Here is a 13,591-nt window from a genome sequence, read left to right as displayed (position 1 = left end):
CATTAACCACATAAATACCACCGACATCCAAATGATATCAAAAGGAAGACTAAATATAATTTTTACGACAGATTTCATTTTTATTTTTTTAACGAAAACAACTTCCTAAAAGCTCCGCTCCTGCGGTCATAAATGCTCCGGATATAAACCCAGTTGCTCCTCCCATCACAGCTCCACCAACACAACCTCCTGCTACTCCAAAAGGACCTGCAACCACACCGCCGGTACATCCAATTTTAGCTCCACCAATTGCTCCGGCACCTGCACTTAAAACAGCCCCTAACCAGACATTCCTCATGTTAACCGAACACCCTAGTGTTTCGATTTGGTCGTTATTATCAGGAATCAATTTGTCTCTCATTTTTTCTATTCCATCATTAAGAATAAATTCGGAAAAGACAATGGTACCTGAAGTAATGCTTAAAAGCGAAATCTTTTCTTCATAATTTAAATTTGAATCATTAATTATCTCATTTTGGAAAGAAATTGCAACATTTTTTGAATGTTGAGGGTTGTTTGAAAGTTCCAAATCATTGATAAAGGGAATCAATATTTCCTCCTGATGTAAAGAAAAGATTTTACTTTCAAATAACATGTTATTATTAATTCTTGCTTGAATGTTGTTATTAGGAATAAATTTCTCCAACTCGTGAATAAATTTACGTTTCACTCCATTTTCTAAAACCATTTGATCCTTATCCATCACTTTCAAAATACCCATAACAAATTCCTCTTGATTAAGGTAAGGTTCATTTTGCTTAGTTTTAGAATTTTTATTTTCGAGGGCTTCTAGACCTATATCAATACTTTGTACGTACAAAGATTTAAGGTCCTCGATTTCATTTAAATAAGAATGCGTTGGATTGCTAATTTCCTTATGTGAAGCTTCGAAATTTTCACACGAAATTAATAATATTAGGCAAATGCAAAATTTTATGCTTTTCATTTTGTTTGTAAAATTTATTGAATTTGACCATAAATAGCCATAATTCGAAAAATAATCTCCATTTGAGGAAGAGTTTACAATACAACCTGACATTTACACTTACAACTATTAATAAAACCCAAGGATGAGGGCAAAACAATTATCAGGCAGATAAATTAATGGCCTAATTCAAGGTTTAAAATTTAATTATAGAAAATTATTATCCGTTGAAACGGAACCGGTATCTAAATAACTGGCTTAAACTAATACCCTAATTAACAGCTGTTTACAGATTAAATATATTTGATATTTTTTTATAATCAAAAATATTTTGTAAAAATATTGGCGAGGAATAGATTAACAGTCCAGATTAGTTTTAAAACAACTAAAACCCCCACCTCCCAGATATTTTGCATTTTAAGGATTTGTAAGTCTCCAATGGAACCGCCAAAGCCCGTTCCTCCAGCCCTGTTCAGGTAATGGTAGGTAGGGTTCAGGTTCATTCCCTTGGAAACTAGGGTCAGTTAATTAGTGGAATGGTCAATGAGGATGAGAAAATAGCCTGACAAAATGAAACAATCCGTGCAGGTGGTCGATGTGATCGGGAGCGGTGTTGCCGGCAAAAGCCAGAATTTTAAATTTCCCCTGAGTGGATACTGCCAGCTGCTGCATTCCCACAGGCCCCTCCCTGAGTACCGGTTTCCTTCGGGTGCCAGTGGCTTCCAACAGATAATCGGCACACTCCGTAGTGCTTACAAAAGTTCCGGGAAAGATGCTGCTGTGCGTAAACACAAATATTTTGGATCCCATAACTGCATCGGCTGCCAGCTTTTTAAAGACAGCAAGGTCCTCTTCGTCTATTTGTCCTCCATTTGCCATGGGGGTTTGGGCGGGAACATAACTGGCGTGGAGTCCATCCAGCAAGAGGACACCAGCAATGAGCTCATAATTCCTCGTTTTCAGGATGGCACGAACGGCTCCATATCCTGCACTGAAACCCGAAAGGTAGATTTTCCGGATGGGTTTTGTTACCAGATTTTTTACGGCCAGCAGGAGGGAATCAAAGGTTTCGGGACTTGCTAATGGCGCACCATAGGCACTGGAGCCATTCCCTAAATTTACCGCCACCGCTACCCAACCTTCGTTTTCATCCACTGCATGGGCCACCACGTTTTCGCTTCCGTGAAAATGAATCAACAGGTTTACCGAATCCCGGGAAGTAGCATTTCCCATCAAAAGCAGCGGGTCTTTTTCAAAAATGCCAGTTAGGGGGATTTTCTTTCCTTCAAAGCCCGATCCGTCTACCCTTTCGTGGGGGCGAATGTATTCCTCCATGGGTGAGGGATTTTGTGCCATCATACTATTTTTATTGGCGACTTTACAGGAAAGGCAGAGCAATAGCACAGAAAGGAATAGATGTCGAGGCATGGGGTTTTCTGAAAATTTCCCTGCCAAATAACTAATAAAACTGCCAGGTGTTTAAAATCTGGCGGGTTTTCATTTCTGGGATTTACTTTATTTATTTTTTTGGTTTCCAACTGCCCAGTTAGCATTATGTCAATTGTTTCCAAAAACAACCAGGTTCAATCCGGCACCCAGTTGACCACATCGAAATTTTCCAATGCCATCCAGAGGAAAAAAAAGGCATAAAGCAGCAACAACATCCAGCTTTCCCATTTTTTGAGATAGAGACCCGTGCGTAAAAAGGCAAACAACACGATGGTTCCCAGGGTGAGAAAAAGCATCATGGGAACAGCTACCGAAAAATTCACAATCGAAGATCCGGCAATAAGAATGCCTGCGGGAATGGCTATCAGTAAATCGAAAATATTACTGCCCAGTACATTCCCAATACTCACATTGCCTTTTCCGGCCCTGGCCACCCGAACACTTACAAATGCATCTGGTATGCTGGTAGCGGCAGCCACTACGGTTACTCCCCAGAAAAAATTGGGTGTCTGGAAATAGTCGCCAAAAAAAATTGCCGATCGCAGCAATCCTTCTACCCCCGCAACAATCAATACCAAACTGCCCAGTAATTTCATCCATTCTTTTCCTATACCTTTTTCTTTCACTGGTTTATGGGAGTTTTCCTTCATTTCCTTTTGAAATTCCTTGGTGTCTTGTTGCTGTAAAAACAGGTATAGTAAATACAGCGTTATTGGGATAAGCGCTATACCCCGTGTGATTTCTCCTTCAATTTGATTTGATGCTACCGGATAGTAAATAACGGCGATGGAAAAAGTCAATAAAAGAACGGCTACAGAGGTGATATAAAACTGGGCATCCTTATACACCAACATACTGTCAATTGAAATTTTGCCGGCAAGGACCCCTGACAGGCCGGGTATAAAAAGGATATTGAAAATGGCTGAACCTACTATGGCAGCAACACCCAGGTCAAACTCACCGTGTATGAGTGTGGAGACTACGGTCGTGGAAAGTTCCGGAAAGCTAGAACCAACGGCGGTAATGATGGTACCCTGAACCAGGGGCGGTAATTGGTAGTATTTGGATAGTGATTGGGCCGATTTTTCCAAAAGTCCGCTGGCCTTCCATACTACAGCGGAAGCAATGATTACGATTCCTATATATAATAAAAGACTTTCCAAATTTCACGCACTTGAAATTGACGACCAGGCTTGAAAAACCAATAGGGGTAAATTGAGCGTTTTCTTCAGCTTTCCGGTATTTGTCGTTTTGGAATCTGACATTTTTAGTGGTTTGTTAAGAAACCTCAAATAAAATACCAAAGTCATAAGTATAAAAATAAGTATCTTTAGGAATAGGTTAGTTGAGAATGGCTCCGGTTGCCTGCCTGGCGGCAGACAGGCCCGCAGTCTCCAAGCAGAAGACCTTTAACTACCCTATAATCATTTGATTTAAAAAAATTTAGTATCGTTCAATTATTGTTATTTGACACGCTTCATAGAGAAAGCCTATAAAAATTTAGGAATGTGAAATTCCTTATATCCTGTATTTATTCTTTTTATAACATTTGAAGTTTTAACCGGTTGCGATTTCAATAGTCCCGGTCCGGAGGATCATGAAGAACATCAGAACGAACCCTATGAAGGGTTGATCACGGATTTTCAGGGTCCGACATATGCTGACGATCATACCCCTATTATGAACTGGAGTGATCGTTCCATCTGGAACCTGGCAAATGTTCATGACCCAATTGTGATAAAGGATGATGACTATTTTTACTTGTATCAGACAAATGCCTCCTATGGAAATGTTCATGAGGCTGGTGGGAATTAACCCGCCTGGCGCTCCAAAGACCTGGTTAACTGGGAGTATCTTGGCGATATCTTTGATTCTGATCCACTTTCACCCGTTGGAACGGTCAACTTTTTGACCTATATTCACCATTCAAGGCACACACATGCTGCATAGAAAATAGATAAAATATCCGTAAATTCAGGGTTTTAACTTGTATCAAACACTGTGCTTAACAGAAAGTTTGGTGCTTCGCAATCGCCTAATTTCACGTATTAATCGTTAGCTGTAATGTTTGCCTGGCACCCCAAAATGAATCGTTACTATGAATAAGAAAAGAAGAAATTTAGTGCGAAGCGCAGCATTTGCACCGATTTTATTAGGTGCTCACAGCCTTTTCGCAAGCCCATTGATTAAACCCTTAGCCCCGTCCAGATTACAATATAGCATCAATGCTTATTCGTTCAATTCCTTGCTAAGAAGTGGCGAAATGACATTTTTTGATATGATGGAATTTGCCGCTACACTTGGTTTAAATGCGGTTGATTTAACAGGCTATTATTTTTCTGGATATCCTGAAATACCAGATGATAAAACATTGTTTCAGTTAAAGAAGAAAGCATTGCAATTAGGGTTAAATATTTCATGGACAGGGGTAAGGAATAACTTTGTAAATCCGGATAAAACTTCAAGGGCGTCTGATATTGAATTGATAAAAAATTGGCTGCAAGTATCATCAAAACTTGGAGCTTCCATTATGCGCATTTTTGCAGGCAATGGAAAACACGAAGGATACTCCAGAGAGGAGGTGAAAGAATGGATGGTGTCAGATTTTAAAGCCTGTGCCAGATATGCTGAAGAAACAGGCGTTATGGCAGGCATGCAACACCACAATGATTTTTTATACGAAGCTGATGAAATTATCGATATTTTAAAAAGAGTAGACTCGGATTGGTTTGGATTAATTTTGGACATTGGTAGTTTAAGAAAAGGCGATCCGTATAAAGAAATTCAAAAATTGGCCCATTATGCAAATTATTGGTTTATTAAAGAATTGGTATATGTGGATGGGATTGCGGAACCTGTTGATATGAAAAAGATTGCAAAAATATTAAACGACGTAAATTATACCGGTTACATTTCTTTCGAAAGCTTGACGGATGGCGACCCCAGACAAATTGTAACTTCTATGTTTAATGATTTTAGAACAGCGTATGAAAAGCTCTAAAATCAAACCAATCAGCGCATTTAATTCAATTTCATAGAGAAAAGAGGGTTTACTGAAGCGGGTATCAGTAAACCCTCTTTGACTGATTAGAGGTCAATAAATTATTAATACGGTTTATTTGTACCTTGCAGTAACCACATTCGTGAGCGGGTATCATCATTGGTTGGCACCTGTACAAACTCTGATTTTTCCAATCTCTCAACAGCCTCCTTGTATTTAGCTACATACTGAGGATCGGGAGGGGTAGGTGAATCATAATGATACCTAATAGGAATTGCAGGCTGAGCCCCATCATAAGGAGGTACTAAATCCGGATACCCAGTTCTACGCCAGTCAAACCATGGCTCGGGTCTGAAAAACATGGATATGTATTTTTGAGTCATAATGCGCTCATGCTCATTGGTTGCCTGGTTTAAGTCAATATCTTCCTGACTGTAAAATTCATTAAAATCAAATCCTCCCACGTAATCACCAAATATTCCCCATTCATCCATAGAAGCTTCAATAGCTTTTTTATAATGACCTTCTGCATCACTGACACCAAATGCCCCAATAGCTGCAGCTTCTGCCAATATAAATTCAACTTCAGAATAGGTGATAATATTCATGCCAACATACTGATTTGCATTTTGATAATATATATCGCTAAGACGACTATTAAACGGAGTAGTTTTGGGCTCAACTGAGGTTGCTTGAGGACCGGCATTATAGGCTGTCCATGAAGCCTGACTACCAACCGGCAATCCAACGTACAGACTTGTATCCAGTTCATCATAGCCGTTTGGGTAGGGCAATACTTCAATAGGGAAAGTCTGTCCTAGCGGATCTGTGTATTGGATCGTAGTTGCGGCTGCAATATCTCTATCCCATTTTTTTTCAACAGGTCGTAACCACCTATACAATCTTGGATCATTTTGATCTCTCAATGAATTAATAAAACCTAAGCCCATTCTCCTGGCATATGTCAGTTCAGAAGCCCTAAATGGTCCGCCGCGAAAAGAAGTAGCTGCAGAATTTCCTAGATAATCCAGCACAGCATTGTCATCACTACTTGTGAAAACATTTTGAGCAGCATCTTGGAACTCAGCATCTAAATCAATACTTAATTCATTTCTTTTGTTATTTAACAACAAACACATCCTGATTCTGAGAGAATTAACAAACTTTACCCATTTGTCTTTATCTCCATCATACAACAAATCATACCCATCTAATACAGGGACTTTAGATCCGGGAATCCCTTCAATCATATTTTTTGCTGTTTTCAAATTGACCAGCAGGGTTTCATAAATCTCTTTCTGCTGATCATATTTTGGAAAAACAATTTCTTCTTCCAGCTGATTGGTTTCTGAAAAGGGAACATCACCATAAATCTTAGTAGCTAAATCTATAAGTCCAGCCTGATATACCAAAGCTACAGCCTCCGTAAAAACGTTTCCTTGCTCAACACTAAGGTCAGACATGGCTTGCACATCTACTAAATTAGAGTAGATTGTTCCCCAAGGACTACTTTGTCCCGGCGTCCAATACAGCGCATTTAATTCCTCCGATTTATATCCATCACCCACTTGGTAATACTGCAACAAGGAAGGAATCCTTGAATCCCAATAACCAAATTCACTATACGTATTAGCAAAATTATAGGTGCTTGTAGTTAATAGAAAGTTTGGATCTACTTCGTTTACATCATTGGGACTTACATTCAATTTATCAAAATCAATACATGAGTTTAAAATTGGGATGAATGTAATGGATACTATTATTATTATAATTTTCTTCATGATCAATAGTTATTATAATTAAAACCCAACAGCTAATTTCATACCGATACTACGGGTACGTGGAATCACAGAGTAAAACTCATACCCCGGTTCATTCCTATTTCCTCTGGCGGTGTAAGCCGTTTCAGGATCGATGAATACATTGTGTTTTGTCCACATAAATAAATTTTGACCGAGCAGCGATAAAGACATATTTTGCAGGTTTATTTTATTTACGATAGCTTTAGGAAACCTATAGGTAATTGATACCTCTCTTAACTTTACATAAGTTGCGCTGTACAGATTAGCTGATGCGAGGTATCTATCAGCTCCCTTTTGGGCGTTATAGGGACTTAGCCATATGGTTCCCGGACCTCCAAAATTCTCAATATATCCTCCTTCGCCATCTTCCCTAACTCCTACAGCAAAACTGGCATCATTTACATAAACTTTTTCCCCATCAGCATTGATATAGCTTCTGGCTTCTCGTTGCTGCTCGTCTTGCCAGGGAAAACCACCATATTCAGCATCTCGTCCTCCAACCCATTCATGTGAAAATTTCTCAGGGTTATCTTTAATTTGCTGTACGATGTCTACATTGGGGTCATAATCCACGCTTCCATTAATATATTCCGGAAATCTACCATCGTTCTTTCCTTGCCTCAACGTCTCCGAATAGAATTCTCCTCCTGATCTCCAATCAATAACTGCGGAAAAACTAAAGTTTTTATATTGCACATTAGGGTTTATGCCCAATATAAAATCAGGGTTGTAGTTTCCAATTTTTTCAAAATTCTCAGGATTTTGATCTCTTTCAGGCTTACCATTGCTATATATGATGGCATGACCATAGTACTCAGAGTTTGGATCTTCCACTTTAAAATAGGGGGCTTGATAAATATCTCCTACCTGATCTCCTGGATAGGTATAGAAATAAGCGTACCCTTGGCTATACCCAAAGTATTCGACTCCATCAGCTAGCTCTACAATGGTAGTTCTATTTCTAGTGAAATTTAACCCTAAATCAAATGAAAAATCCTGTTGCTTAATGACAGCGGTACCTAGCGTGATGTCCCAGCCATTGCTTCTTACCAATCCGGCATTGATCAGTTTGCTGTTTGCCCCAGAAGTAATTGGAGTACTAATGCCAAGTACCTGATTTTTATTATCCATCGTATAATAGGTGGCATCTAGGGTTAATCTGTTATTAAACAAAGACAAGTCAACTCCAATTTCTTTCGACGTAGCTATTTCAGGTTTTAGTTGCGCATTTTTAGCAACCTTGTCAATACTGGCTCGTTTGGTATCTCCCCAATCTGCACCAAAATTATAATATCTTTGAAGCTGATAAGGATCTACATCATTTCCCACCTGAGCATATCCTGCACGAATCTTGGCGAGGCTAACCCAAGCTGGCATCGCAAACATTTCATTTACCAGCACACTTAAAGAGGCTGAAGGGTAAAAATATGAGCGGTTTTCTTTTGGCAATGTACTGGACCAATCATTCCGGGCCGTTAGGTCAAGATATACCGTATTTTTATAGCCAATAGAGGTTTGGCCAAAAAGGCTGTTCACTTTCTTTTTACTCAAAAAGTTGGTGTAAATTACCGAACCCGGACCTCCATTACTAATGGTATACAAGCCTGGAATAACCAGGTTAGTTGTCGAATTATGAATATTTTCCTGGTAGTTGTATCTAAGCGTTCCACCAGCATTGGCCTGTAGGTCAAAATCTCCAAAAGTTTTATTATAGGAGAAAATACCCTCCCAGTTTTGCTCCCTAAAACCGGAATTTTGAATATCATAATTTCCTTTTCTTGAATCAACGGTATCCCATGGCCTTTGATTAACTGCTCGTTGGTTTAATTGACTTCGTAAGTATCTTGCTGTAAAGCGCAGGTCTTTAGCAAACTCCCAGCCTACCTGTATTTTAGTCATTGCCTGTATGCGATCAAAGCTAGTGGTGGCCAACTCTTGCATCAGGTAAGGATTGTTCCACCTTTCTTTCCAGCGCGTTTGGACAATACCCTCCTGGTTAGGCATCCACCATGTTTCCGGATTACTATAAAGGGCCATGTCAACTTGCGGTCCAACGGTTAGAATGGCTCTTGTCGGCGTGAGAAAACTTCTATATGTATTAGGCCTATTACCCGAGCTTGACTCATTTAAAGACGTCATCACCGTCACCTCCAGATTATCAGTCAGGTTCATGGTTCCATTGACGCTGATATTATTCTTTTTTAAATCTACATTCGGCATAATGCCTTTGTTAAGGTAGTTACCCAAAGAAACGCGAAAATTGGCTTTGTCATAGTTACCGTTAACCCCCACATTGTTTACCTGTGTCCAACCGTTTTGATAAAAATTTTGCTGACGATTTATATTGTTTTCATGAGAAATCAACTCAGCGGGACTATCCTGGTTTCTTTGTTGTGCAATAAAACCATTGTCTAACTTTGGTCCCCAAAATTCGTAGGCATCGTTTTCAAATACAAAGGCACCTTCCTGCCCTGAAGCAAACTCATTTTGAACAGGAAGGTATTGATAAGGATTGTCAACAATAAAGGAAGAATTGAAATCCACCCCTAACCCTTTTTCCTTACCGGAACCTGATTTCGTCGTAATTAGTACTACCCCATTCGCCGCACGTGAGCCATAAAGAGCCGCAGCACTAGGTCCTTTTAATACTGACATTGATGCTATGTCTTCTGGGTTAATGTCTGAAATAGCATTGCCAAGGTCAGCCTGATTAAATAGGTTATCAGTAGAATTGTAAACGGGCACACCATCAATAACGAATAAAGGTTGATTGTCTGAGTTTAAAGATGAGGCTCCTCTAATAACCATATTCATAGAAGAACCTTTAACTCCGTAGGTTTGAGAAATCTGTACACCGGCTATCTTCCCTTGCATTGAGCTAAGTACACTAGCCTGTGGCGTTCTATTTAAATCCTCCCCATCAACTGTTCCTACCGAATACCCCAATGATTCTTTCTCACGAGAAATACCCAGTGCAGTAATAACCACCTCCTTCAACCCAACTGCAGCTTCAGACATTGTAATGTTGAATGTTGACTGGGATCCAATCATAACTTCCTGTGGTTGATACCCTATGTAAGAAAAATTCAAAATTTCCGTATCCCTAGGAATGGTAAGTGAAAATTCCCCGTCTAGATTCGTAACGGTACCTTGGGAGGTGCCTTTTGCTAAGACCGCAACACCAATCAAAGGGAGACCTTCGGTATCGGTTACTTCACCGGTGACGGTTTTTTGCTGAGATTGCCCGATGTTTGTACCCTGCGCATAGGAAATGGTACTGAGGAACATCGCAGAAGTTGTTATTAATATTAACAAACATAATTGCCTAACCCACATGGTATTGCGGGGAAGATTTACAAAATCTTCATAAAATCGTTTTTTTTTCATTTTTTTTCATTTTTAATAAAATTGGATTGAAACCGAGTTCTGTGTGTTTTTTCTTATCCCGGCTTTTAATACTGCTCGATACTTTTTTCGTTTTATCCTGTGGACATAGTGCTCTGGGTTTTGGGTTTACTAAAATTTAATTGAGTTAGTGTGATAGGAAAATTTTATGGATCGGGTGCTTTTCCCATCCTCCTTTATCTTATACTACTAGAAATGTTAGTAAAATCGTTAATTTAGGTTTGCGGGAGCAGGCAAAATATTGCATACCTCTCCATCAAGGCTTGAATAATATGGGCGTGATAAGTAGTTGGTAAAAATTTTCCGTTTTATACTGGTTTACCCGAACCAGTGTAGCGAATTCACTTAATAATAGTTCTTTATTGCCACGTCACTATTCAACATTGCTTATTCTGTCACCGGAAACTCGGAAAATAATGAGGATGACAGCATTTCTTGAATCTCTATACCGACTTGCAATTTCCCACTTGCCAGATGCCAACAGACAAAACCAGTCTTAACGGGAAAACAATCCTGAAATCCAAGTATGACAAACATTTAGACTTCTTTCTAAGAATTTATTTCTTAAATGATTAATATAGATTTTTTTTATGTATTTAAAAAGCATTTTTTTTAGGAATCAAAACATAAAAGGATGGTTCCTTTTTGCATTATAAATTAAAGTAAGATAGTATTAAAATATTGTAATATAATATCTAAAAATAAGTCTTTATTTTTGTATGCCTGTAATTAAAATTAGATAACAATAAATAATTAATAAAGTAGTGAAAAATAATAATTTGATGATGAAATGCGCATTATTGATATTCAATGAAAATATATTGTCTATTTAGGTTTTATTAAGACAAGTCAAACGTTTAGGGGATATGCTATTAGGAAGTAATTGTTAGCAATTAGTTGAAAGTAATTTGCAAAATTCATGCAGATCAAAAAACAGAAATCAATACTATGAAGAAAAGACTGTTATTGGTAGTAATTTATCTGGCGTTCATAAGCCTCGGGTTACCAGATTCCCTGCTTGGTGCGGCCTGGCCTTCAATGTTTAAAAGCTTAAACGTACCTATACATTTTGCTGGTATTATATCAATGATAGTCGCTTCGGGGACGGTTATATCCAGTTTATTTAGTGCCAGGTTTATACAACGTTTCGGTGTTGCAACAATAACAACCATTAGTGTTTTGATGACCGCTCTTGCCCTTTTAGGGTTTGAACATTCGGAAAATTTTATTTTCATCTGCTTTCTGGCTATTCCTCTAGGTTTGGGCGCTGGATGTGTAGACGTGGCACTGAATAATTATGTGGCACTCCATTTTAGGGCGATTCACATGAACTGGTTACACTGTTTTTGGGGAGTCGGAGCGGCTATTGGCCCTATCCTAATGGCAAGGTATTTAGCAATGGGGCAATCCTGGACAAAAGGATACAGTACGGTAGGTTGGGTTCAAATGGGCTTGGTCATTATTTTGCTAATGTCAATTCCATTATGGGTCAGAAAACAGAAAAATCAAAATGACGCCGACGATTCAAAATCTAAGTTCCCGTTAATAAAACTACTTTCGATACCGGGAATCAAGTCATCTTTGGCAGTTTTCTTTTGCTATTGCACGATTGAAGCAACCTTCGGTCTATGGGGTGCAAGTTATCTCGTTTTGGTAAGGGATTTTAAGGCTGAAGATGCCGCGAAATTTGTGGCCATATACTATGCAGGCATTACAATTGGGAGATTCATTTCTGGTTTCGCTTCATTAAAAATGAACAATCAAATTCTGGTTAAATTAGGCCAGGGATTAATCTTAATAGGGATATTGACCCTTACTTTGCCATTCCAAGCCACCATCTTACCAGGCTTTTTTTTAATAGGTTTTGGTTGTGCACCTATATTTCCCAGCCTATTGCACAATACGCCACACAATTTTGGAAAAACTAATTCGGAATCAATTATGGGTTTGCAAATGGCTTCCGCCTACATTGGCATAACAATAATGCCATTTGTCTTTGGAAAACTTGCTTCCTATATTGGATTCTCATCTTTAATTTGGTTTTTGATTATCATTCTAGCCATAAAAATTTCCATGAATATGGACCTGAATAAAAGAGTTTTGACTAAAAACTACCGCCAATAACTCAGCTTTCTGACGGCTGGTGGGGGAAAGGCCATTGAAATTTTCGCCACCCATGGAATACCGCAATGCGTCCAGGTGTTGTTCTTTTCGGGATCATTGTGGAAACTGAGTCGCTTACTCGTGTCTTCCGTTTGACCTACGTAATACTTGTTGATGGTTTTCAGAATGAAGAATATATCTATAATGCTGATCCACACTTTGGCATAAAAAAAACCTGCCATTGGCAGGTTTTCGCTCCTCCTCTTGGGCTCGAACCAAGGACCCTCTGATTAACAGTCAGATGCTCTAACCAACTGAGCTAAGGAGGAATAATCGTCTTTTAAGGCCGTTTCCTTAATTGAGATGCAAACATAACAGGTTACTTATTTTTTTCCAAATAAGGCTGCCTGGATTTTTCATAAATTTTATTTGCTGTAAATCTATAGGTTCAATACCAGCAACTTAAAGTTTACGCTGGCAAACGCTGGCCTGGGCTTTACCCATCTTGAAACAGCTATCCATTGCTTTTATGGGATTTTTTAAATGCAAGCCTTTTTTTTACCTGAAAAAAGTATAAATTTACCAATCCAAACTTAAAAGGGGTGTTCATTTATTTCTTTTCTAATCTCGGGGTGTAGCGCAGTCCGGTAGCGTATCCCGACACAGGTCGGGAGGTTCGTGGGTTCAAATCCCAGATTAAAATTGAAATAATGAATAATAATTAATAAATCTCGGGGTGTAGCGCAGTCCGGTAGCATATCCTGACATAGGTCAGGAGGGTCGTGGGTTCAAATCCCAGATTAAAATTGAAAAAGTGATTAATAATTAATAAATCTCGGGGTGTAGCGCAGTCCGGTAGCGTATCCTGACATAGGTCAGGAGGGTCGTGGGTTCAAATCCCAGATT

The 13,591-nt window shown here is 38.9% G+C and carries 8 protein-coding genes and 1 tRNA gene; 2 read left to right on the top strand and 7 right to left on the bottom strand.

The features are described from left to right. Window positions 1-88: 88 nt before the first annotated feature. From G9Q97_RS01020 to G9Q97_RS01010, 3 genes are all read right to left on the bottom strand, one after another. Window positions 89-946, bottom strand: a complete 858-nt coding sequence (locus G9Q97_RS01020; RefSeq protein ID WP_166142262.1) for a hypothetical protein — start codon at window positions 944-946, stop codon at window positions 89-91. Between the two features lie 519 nt (window positions 947-1,465). Continuing rightward, a complete protein-coding gene (locus tag G9Q97_RS01015) occupies window positions 1,466-2,353 on the bottom strand; it encodes a hypothetical protein (protein WP_166142260.1) in 888 nt (295 codons plus the stop codon). A gap of 155 nt (window positions 2,354-2,508) precedes the next feature. Next, window positions 2,509-3,537 carry a sodium:calcium antiporter gene (locus tag G9Q97_RS01010; RefSeq protein WP_166142258.1) on the bottom strand — a complete coding sequence of 343 codons (1,029 nt, stop codon included), beginning with the start codon at window positions 3,535-3,537 and terminating at the stop codon, window positions 2,509-2,511. A 935-nt stretch (window positions 3,538-4,472) separates the two neighbouring features. Here G9Q97_RS01010 and G9Q97_RS01005 point away from each other — a divergent pair. Then, the gene (locus G9Q97_RS01005) at window positions 4,473-5,375 is read left to right on the top strand and encodes a sugar phosphate isomerase/epimerase family protein (protein ID WP_166142256.1); all 903 of its coding nucleotides are present in this window, start codon (window positions 4,473-4,475) and stop codon (window positions 5,373-5,375) included. Between the two features lie 104 nt (window positions 5,376-5,479). Here the strand turns inward: G9Q97_RS01005 and G9Q97_RS01000 are convergent, their stop codons facing one another. Together G9Q97_RS01000 and G9Q97_RS00995 are read right to left on the bottom strand one after the other, a co-directional pair. Then, window positions 5,480-7,156, bottom strand: a complete 1,677-nt coding sequence (locus G9Q97_RS01000) for a SusD/RagB family nutrient-binding outer membrane lipoprotein (protein ID WP_166142254.1) — start codon at window positions 7,154-7,156, stop codon at window positions 5,480-5,482. Between the two features lie 18 nt (window positions 7,157-7,174). Beyond that, entirely contained in the window at window positions 7,175-10,564 is a 3,390-nt protein-coding gene (locus G9Q97_RS00995) for a SusC/RagA family TonB-linked outer membrane protein (RefSeq protein WP_166142252.1), read from the bottom strand. Window positions 10,565-11,530: 966 nt separating this feature from the next. On the opposite strand from G9Q97_RS00995, the gene G9Q97_RS00990 reads away from it, so the two are divergent. Next, window positions 11,531-12,706: an MFS transporter gene (locus tag G9Q97_RS00990; RefSeq protein WP_166142250.1), complete on the top strand. Its 1,176-nt coding sequence runs from the start codon at window positions 11,531-11,533 to the stop codon at window positions 12,704-12,706. Here G9Q97_RS00990 and G9Q97_RS00985 read toward each other — a convergent pair. Further along, window positions 12,694-12,927, bottom strand: a complete 234-nt coding sequence (locus G9Q97_RS00985) for a GIY-YIG nuclease family protein (RefSeq protein WP_166142248.1) — start codon at window positions 12,925-12,927, stop codon at window positions 12,694-12,696. The genes G9Q97_RS00990 and G9Q97_RS00985 overlap by 13 nt on opposite strands. 13 nt (window positions 12,928-12,940) lie before the next feature. Beyond that, window positions 12,941-13,014 (bottom strand) — tRNA-Asn (locus tag G9Q97_RS00980). Window positions 13,015-13,591 lie beyond the last annotated feature (577 nt).

Source organism: Cyclobacterium plantarum, assembly GCF_011290685.1.
GTDB lineage: Bacteria > Bacteroidota > Bacteroidia > Cytophagales > Cyclobacteriaceae > Cyclobacterium > Cyclobacterium plantarum.
Note: the sequence above shows the minus strand (reverse complement) of the source record. Positions and strands in the feature narration are given on the sequence as shown.

Coding starts and splice junctions, on each gene's coding strand:
- G9Q97_RS01020 (WP_166142262.1), bottom strand. CDS start 946: ATGAAAAGCATAAAATTTTGCATTTGCCTAATATTATTAATTTCGTGT.
- G9Q97_RS01015 (WP_166142260.1), bottom strand. CDS start 2,353: ATGCCTCGACATCTATTCCTTTCTGTGCTATTGCTCTGCCTTTCCTGT.
- G9Q97_RS01005 (WP_166142256.1), top strand. CDS start 4,473: ATGAATAAGAAAAGAAGAAATTTAGTGCGAAGCGCAGCATTTGCACCG.
- G9Q97_RS01000 (WP_166142254.1), bottom strand. CDS start 7,156: ATGAAGAAAATTATAATAATAATAGTATCCATTACATTCATCCCAATT.
- G9Q97_RS00995 (WP_166142252.1), bottom strand. CDS start 10,564: ATGAAAAAAAAACGATTTTATGAAGATTTTGTAAATCTTCCCCGCAAT.
- G9Q97_RS00990 (WP_166142250.1), top strand. CDS start 11,531: ATGAAGAAAAGACTGTTATTGGTAGTAATTTATCTGGCGTTCATAAGC.
- G9Q97_RS00985 (WP_166142248.1), bottom strand. CDS start 12,927: ATGGCAGGTTTTTTTTATGCCAAAGTGTGGATCAGCATTATAGATATA.